7 protein-coding genes are annotated in these 6,233 nt (G+C 69.3%); 4 read left to right on the top strand and 3 right to left on the bottom strand.

Going from position 1 to position 6,233, the window contains the following annotated elements:
• Positions 1 to 47: 47 nt before the first annotated feature.
• The gene (gene ddaH / locus FNH05_RS29295; RefSeq protein ID WP_186382796.1) at positions 48 to 878 is read right to left on the bottom strand and encodes a dimethylargininase; all 831 of its coding nucleotides are present in this window, start codon (positions 876 to 878) and stop codon (positions 48 to 50) included.
• Positions 879 to 951: 73 nt separating this feature from the next.
• Here ddaH and FNH05_RS29300 point away from each other — a divergent pair, with 73 nt between their 5' ends.
• From FNH05_RS29300 to FNH05_RS29315, 4 genes are all read left to right on the top strand, one after another.
• On the top strand, positions 952 to 1,398 hold the full coding sequence (locus tag FNH05_RS29300; RefSeq protein WP_144592086.1) for an Lrp/AsnC family transcriptional regulator: 447 nt from the start codon (positions 952 to 954) through the stop codon (positions 1,396 to 1,398).
• 21 nt (positions 1,399 to 1,419) lie between these two features.
• Positions 1,420 to 2,184, top strand: coding sequence for an enoyl-CoA hydratase (locus FNH05_RS29305; protein WP_144592087.1), 765 nt, complete (start codon positions 1,420 to 1,422; stop codon positions 2,182 to 2,184).
• Positions 2,185 to 2,332: 148 nt separating this feature from the next.
• Positions 2,333 to 4,234 (top strand): 2-oxoacid:acceptor oxidoreductase subunit alpha, encoded by a 1,902-nt coding sequence (locus FNH05_RS29310; protein ID WP_144592088.1) that lies wholly within the window; start codon positions 2,333 to 2,335, stop codon positions 4,232 to 4,234.
• Positions 4,231 to 5,298, top strand: a complete 1,068-nt coding sequence (locus FNH05_RS29315; protein WP_144592089.1) for a 2-oxoacid:ferredoxin oxidoreductase subunit beta — start codon at positions 4,231 to 4,233, stop codon at positions 5,296 to 5,298. The genes FNH05_RS29310 and FNH05_RS29315 overlap by 4 nt, the downstream gene beginning before the upstream one ends.
• Here the strand turns inward: FNH05_RS29315 and FNH05_RS29320 are convergent.
• Positions 5,288 to 5,713: a hypothetical protein gene (locus tag FNH05_RS29320; RefSeq protein ID WP_144592090.1), complete on the bottom strand. Its 426-nt coding sequence runs from the start codon at positions 5,711 to 5,713 to the stop codon at positions 5,288 to 5,290. The two genes, FNH05_RS29315 and FNH05_RS29320, sit on opposite strands and share 11 nt — an antisense overlap.
• Positions 5,714 to 5,780: 67 nt before the next feature.
• The coding region (locus FNH05_RS29325; protein WP_483964233.1) for a sunset domain-containing protein at positions 5,781 to 6,233 on the bottom strand (453 nt) is incomplete at its 5' end.

Raw genomic sequence — 6,233 nt, forward strand, 5'->3', positions numbered from 1 at the left:
TTCCGGACCATTCCGGACCATTCCGGACAATGGCGGTCGTGGTGTCCCTACTTGCGGATCTCCAGGGTGCAGCACTTGGGGCCGCCGCCCCCCTTGCGCAGTTCGGACAGTTCCACCGGCACCGGTTCGTAACCGCGGTCGGCGAGACGCCCGGCCAGCGCCGCGGCCTCCGCGGGGAGCACGACGTGACGGTTGTCGGAGACCCCGTTCAGCCCGAAGCACTCCGCGTCGGCGTCGGTGGCGATGACCGCATCGGGGAACAACCGGGCCAGCACTCGCTGCGAACCTGGCGAGAACGCCGGGGGGTAGTAAGCGATTTCGCCCGGCGAGTCGCCGGTCGCCTCACTGAGCACGAACAGGGCCGTGTCCAGGTGGTAGAAGCGCGGGTCGACCAGCCGCAGCGACAGCACCGGCACGCCGAACACCTCCTGCGCTTCGGCGTGCGCCTCCGGCTCGGTGCGGAAGCCGGTTCCCGCCAGCAGCAGACGGCCGGTCCAGGCGAAGTCACCCTCCGCCTCGTTGATCCGTGACGGCATGGTGATGTCGTGGTAGCCGTGTCCGGTGAACCAGCGACGGTAGTGCTCGGCCTCGGGTCCCCGCTGCGGGGCGCGGAAGCGCGCGCCGAGCACCCGGCCACCGAGGACGAGACCCGAGTTGGCGGCGAAGACCATGTCGGGCAGGCCGGGCTGCGGCTCGATCTCTTCGACGGTGTGCCCGAGCCTGCGGTAGGTGTCGCGCAGCCCGGCCCACTGCGCCAGCGCGCGTTCCCGGTCGACCGGGGTGTCCGGATCCATCCAGGGGTTGATCGCGTAGTCGACGGCGAAGTAGCGGGGCGGGCACATGAGGTATCGGCGGGTCAGGGGTACCCGAGTGGTCATACATTCAAGGTATGGGGCGCCCAGACGGCTATCAATCGGTCTTTCTTGTGCGAATACCTGCTAAACATTGCGTGTGAACCCCATCGATCAGCGAATCGTTTCATGCCTGGTGGCCAACGCGCGATCCAGCTACGCCGAGATCGGCAAGGTCGTCGGCCTGTCCGCTCCCGCGGTGAAACGCCGGGTGGACCGCCTGCTGGAGACCGGGGTCCTGCGCGGGTTCACCGCGGTGGTCGATCCGGAGGCGCTCGGCTGGGGCACCGAGGCGTTCGTCGAGGTCCACTGCCGGGGCAACGTGTCCCCGGCGCGGATCCGGGCCCGGCTCGAACCGCTGCCCGAGGTGGTCGCGGCCTACACCGTCACCGGCGCGGCGGACGCGATCGTGCACCTGCGGGCGGCGGACATCGGCCAGTTGGAGACCGCGCTGGAACGGGTGCGCGGCCTGGAGATCGTCGACCGCACCGTTTCCACCGTGGTGCTGTCCCGTCTACTGGAACGACCGCCTACGCCGGGAGCCTGACCCCCGGGACATGATGGGGGTATGACGGAACGGATTCTCGCCGAGCGCAGGGGCAAGGTCGCGGTGATCACCGTCGACGCCCCGGACCGGCGCAACTCGCTCACCCTGGCGCTGTCCGGCGAACTCGCGGAGGCGGTGGCCGAGGCCGAGCGCGACACCGGGGTGCACGCGCTGATCGTCACCGGCACGCCGCCGGCGTTCTGCGCGGGAGCCGATCTCACCGCCCTCGGCGAAGCGCAGGAGGCGGGACTTCGCGCGGTCTACGCGGGGTTTCTCGCGGTCGCGCGCTGCTCGCTGCCGACGATCGCCGCGGTCGGCGGTGCGGCCGTCGGCGCCGGTCTGAACCTCGCACTGGCCGCGGACGTCCGGATCGCCGGTCCCCGGGCGAAGTTCATCCCGCGCTTTCTCGAACTCGGCATCCACCCCGGCGGCGGATTCACCTGGATGCTGCAGCGGGCGGTCGGCGTGCAGCAGGCGCGTGCCATGGCACTGTTCGGTCAAACGCTCGACGCGACAGCAGCCGAACGGGCCGGTCTCACCATGCGGACGGTCGAGGGCGATCACGAACAGTTACTCGAAGCGGCACTGGAACTGGCCGCTCCGGCGGCCGCGGCACCCCGTGAGCTGGTGCTCTCGACCAAGCGTTCCCTGCGCCTGACCTTGGCTCTTGCCGAGCACGCGGAGGCCGTGGAGACCGAGCTAGGTCCGCAGGTCGAGTCGCTGAATTCACCGGAGTTCGCCCTCCGTCTGGCGGCCATCCGGGCCGCCATCAACGACAGAAAGTAACTGTTACCATGAGTAGCAGGTAAGCCGGATCACAGGAAGAACCGCCGGATCAAAATCCCCAGTAAGGTGGAGGTATCGGCGGAAGTGCGCCCGGCGCAAGGTGTTCTTCGCGGACACGACTAGTCGGGAGAGAGGGATTCCCTGACCAATGAGCACGAGTGCCAACGGCAACGGTGCGTTGTCGGCCACCCGTCCGACCGAGATCTCCAAGCTGGACCGGGTCGTCATCCGGTTTGCGGGTGACTCCGGCGACGGTATGCAGCTGACGGGTGACCGGTTCACCTCCGAAGCCGCGGCCTTCGGCAACGACCTGGCGACCCTGCCCAACTACCCGGCCGAGATCCGGGCCCCCCAGGGCACCATCCCGGGTGTGTCGTCGTTCCAGGTGCATTTCGCCGACTACGACATCCTGACCCCCGGCGACCGGCCCGACGTCCTGGTCGCGATGAACCCGGCCGCGCTGAAGGCCAACCTCGGCGACCTGCCGCAGGGCGCGACCCTGATCGTCAACACCGACGAGTTCAGCAAGCGGAACCTGACCAAGGTCGGCTACGCGTCGAACCCGCTCGAGGACGACTCGCTGTCCGCCTTCCAGGTGCACCAGGTCGCCATGTCGACCCTGACGCAGGGTGCACTGGCAGGCACCGGTCTCGGCAAGAAGGACGCCGAGCGCTGCAAGAACATGTTCGCCCTCGGCCTGCTGTCGTGGATGTACCACCGGCCCACCGAGGGCACCGAGCAGTTCCTGCGGGAGAAGTTCGCGAAGAAGCCGGACATCGCCGAGGCGAACATCCTGGCCTTCCACGCGGGCTGGAACTACGGCGAGACCACCGAATCCTTCGCCACCACCTTCGAGGTGGCCCCGGCGAAGCTCGCCGCCGGCACCTACCGCCAGATCACCGGCAACACGGCGCTCGCGTACGGGATCGTCGCCGCAGGCCAGCGGTCCGGGCTCACCGTGCTGCTCGGCACGTACCCGATCACCCCGGCCTCGGACATCCTCCACGAGCTGTCCAAGCACAAGAACTTCGGCGTGATCACCTTCCAGGCCGAGGACGAGATCGCGGGCATCGGCGCCGCGCTGGGTGCCTCCTACGGCGGCGCGCTCGGGGTCACCAGCACCTCCGGCCCCGGCATCGCGCTCAAGTCCGAGACCATCGGACTCGGCGTGATGCTGGAACTGCCGCTGGTGGTGATCGACGTGCAGCGCGGCGGCCCGTCCACCGGGCTGCCCACCAAGACCGAGCAGGCCGACCTGCTGCAGGCGATGTTCGGCCGCAACGGCGAATCCCCGGTGCCGGTCATCGCGCCGCAGTCGCCCGCCGACTGCTTCGCCGCGGCCGTGGAAGCGACCGCGATCGCGCTCAAGTACCGCACCCCGGTGATGATCCTTTCCGACGGGGCCAACGCGAACGGCTCCGAGCCGTGGCTGATCCCGAACGTCGGGGACCTGCCGGACCTGCGCGTGGAATTCGCCACCGAGCCCAACGCCAAGGACGGCTCGGGCGAGTTCTGGCCGTACGTCCGCGACCCCGAGACGCTGGCCCGCGAATGGGCGATCCCCGGCACCGCGGGCCTGCAGCACCGCATCGGCGGACTGGAAAAGGCCGACGGCAAGGGCAACATCTCCTACGACCCGGACAACCACGACCACATGGTCCGGTTGCGCCAGGCCAAGGTCGACGGTGTCGCGGTGCCCGACCTCGTGGTCGACGACCCGAGCGGGAACGCCCGCGTGCTGGTGCTGGGCTGGGGCTCCACCTACGGCCCGATCGGCGCGGCCTGCCGCCGGGTGCGCAAGCGCGGGCTGGCCATCGCGCAGGCCCACCTGCGCCACCTCAACCCGTTCCCGGCCAACCTCGGCGAGGTGCTGGCCTCCTACGACAAGGTCGTGGTGCCGGAAATGAACCTCGGCCAGCTCGCGCTGCTGCTGCGCGCGAAGTACCTGGCCGACGTCCACTCCTACACCAAGGTCGCCGGCCTGCCGTTCAAGGCCGAGGAGCTCGAGGCCGTGTTCACCGACATCATGAAGGGGGTCGTGGCAGCATGACGGCCATCGATCTGGGTCTCCCGGCCGTCACCGGCCTGGACCTCGTCCCGCACACCGACGAGCCGCAGAAGGCCAAGGACTACAAGTCCGACCAGGAAGTGCGCTGGTGCCCCGGCTGCGGGGACTACGTCGTGCTCAACACGGTGCAGTCCTTCCTGCCCACGCTCGGCCTCAAGCGCGAGAACATCGTGTTCGTCTCGGGCATCGGCTGCTCGTCGCGATTCCCTTACTACCTCAACACCTACGGGATGCACTCGATCCACGGGCGCGCCCCCGCCATCGCCACCGGCCTGGCCACCACCCGCCCCGACCTGTCGGTGTGGGTCGTCACCGGTGACGGCGACGCGCTCTCCATCGGCGGCAACCACCTGATCCACGCCCTGCGGCGCAACGTCAACCTCAAGATCCTGCTGTTCAACAACCGGATCTACGGGCTGACCAAGGGCCAGTACTCGCCCACCAGCGAGCCGGGCAAGGTCACCAAGTCCACCCCGATGGGCTCGCTGGACACCCCGTTCAACCCGCTCTCGCTGGCTCTGGGCGCCGAGGCCACCTTCGTCGCCCGTGCACTGGACAGCGACAAGGCCGGGCTGACCGAGGTGCTCACCGCGGCCGCACAGCACCGCGGCTCGGCGCTGGTGGAGATCTACCAGAACTGCCCGATCTTCAACGACGGCGCCTTCGACGTCCTCAAGGACGCCGACCAGGCGGCGGAACGGATCATCCCGCTCAAGGCCGGGCAGCCCATCCGCTTCGGCGCGGAGGGCGAGTACGGCGTCACCAGCAGCGGGTGGGGCGGACTGGAGATCGGCAAGGTGAGCGAGCTCGGCGAGGAGAACCTCATCGTGCACGACCCGTCCATCGAGAGCACCTCGTACGCCTTCGCGCTCTCGCGGCTGGGCGACCAGCACCTCAACCACACGCCCACCGGGATCTTCCGGCAGGTCCAGCGCCCGACCTACGACGACCAGGCCCGCGCGCAGGTGGAACAGGCCCGCGAGGCCCGCCGGCCCGATCTGCAGGCCCTGCTCACCGGCAAGGACACCTGGACCGTCACAGCCTGACAGCGGGAACGAAAACGGGGTCGTGAGGAAACTGCCTCACGACCCCGTCGCTCTCGGGGCCGGGGACAGCCGTGAAGGGTCCTGGTCCCTCCACGGTCAAAGCCCGACCGACTTTGCCGGGGCCCTGACCCGTTGCGCGGCGGGCGGCCGCGTACTCGGGATCGGCGTACGACTCGGCCGTCGCCCGCCAAGCGGCGAGCAGATGCGCCACGGGAACGGGGTTGTCCAGCGAGTCAGCGCGTTCCAACTCCTCGACCAACTCCAGCACGAACACCCGCAGATCCTCCGCGGGCAGGTACCGCACCCAGGGGAAAGCCTGCGGTAGGACCTCGGTGACGAGGTCGCGCACCTTGTCGTTCTGTTGCATGAGAGCGACGAACATCCGAGTGGTGGCGGAACTGACCTCCGTGTTCATCGCGCCACCTTTGAAGTAGTTCAAACCTCGCTACTCAGGCGACCGTGGACCCCGACGACGCTCAAGGTCAGAGCGGGCGGAAGCCGACGCGCTCGGCGTCCGTAGGCGTGCGGAACCACACCTCGGCCACCATGCGGGCGAACTGCGGGGAATCCTCCGTGCAGTAGCGCAGCGCGGTGACACTCGCCTTGACCGCGAAATCGTCGGCGGGCTTGCCGCCGCCGGGCCGGGGCATCGCCGAACCGGGACCGAACGGGCCGGGCGGCACCGAACTCGTCGAAAGGGGGCGGGACTCGCCCGTGCCGCCGGCGGTGCTCACCGCAGGCTCGAACAGGGAGCCGCTGCGCCCTCTCCCCTCGGCGTCGAGCGGTTCGCGGCGCTCGATCGCGCGCATGGACGGCGGGCTCAGCTGCGGCATTTCGGTGCCCCTCGGCGGGGTCTTCGGCTGGCGCTTGGGCAGCAGGACCTGCGTCGACTCGACCGGCGTCTCCTCGTGGGCGACCGGAGCACTGTCCCCGCC

It is taken from the genome of Amycolatopsis rhizosphaerae, from assembly GCF_007713715.1.
In the GTDB taxonomy this organism is placed as follows: Bacteria; Actinomycetota; Actinomycetes; order Mycobacteriales; family Pseudonocardiaceae; genus Amycolatopsis_E; species Amycolatopsis_E rhizosphaerae.